The organism is Winogradskyella psychrotolerans RS-3, assembly GCF_000427335.1.
GTDB classification, from domain to species: Bacteria; Bacteroidota; Bacteroidia; order Flavobacteriales; family Flavobacteriaceae; genus Winogradskyella; species Winogradskyella psychrotolerans.
The window spans coordinates 1-711 of the sequence record NZ_ATMR01000167.1 but is presented as its reverse complement, the minus strand read 5'-3'; the positions used below and the strand labels follow the sequence as shown (position 1 = coordinate 711).

Genomic DNA, 711 nt, shown 5'->3' with positions numbered 1-711 from the left:
GTACGATGTTACGGGTATAGGAAATGCCCTGGTAGATATAGAGTTTGAGGTTAGTGATGCCTTTTTGGAGAAGTATGGTATAGAAAAAGGACTGATGACCTTGGTAGATGAAGACCGCCAGGGTGAATTGATGTCTGCCATTAATACCAAAACCTCAAAATTACAATGTGGAGGCTCAGCGGCAAATTCCATAATTGCTGTGAGTCAATTTGGTGGGAAGTCTTACTATTGTTGCAAGGTTGCCAATGACGAATTGGGAAAATTTTTCACAGATGACTTAAGAGAATCTGGGGTAAATCACAACCTGGATCCTTTTAAGTTAGAAGAGGGAATTACCGGAAAGTGTCTCGTGATGGTGACCTCCGATGCAGAGCGGACGATGAATACTTTCCTTGGGATTACTGAGAAATTTTCTACAGCTCAGATTAATGAAGAAGCAATAAAAGCGTCTAAGTTTTTATACATCGAAGGCTACCTTATCACATCACCTGGTGCCAGAGAAGCGATGTTGGCAGCTAAAAAAATTGCCGAAGCAAACGATGTGAAAGTGGCCCTTACTTTCTCTGATCCAGCCATGGTCAAATATTTTGGCGAAGGTTTTAAAGAAGTAATCGGTTCAGGAGTGGACATGCTTTTTGCCAATGAGGAAGAAGCCATGCTTTATACTGGAAAAGACAACTTGTCTGAAGCCAGTGAAGATATGAAGAAATT

1 protein-coding gene is annotated in these 711 nt (G+C 41.2%); it reads left to right on the top strand.

The features are described from left to right. On the top strand, positions 1-711 hold a 711-nt coding region (locus tag ADIWIN_RS15605; RefSeq protein ID WP_081669593.1), incomplete at both ends, for an adenosine kinase.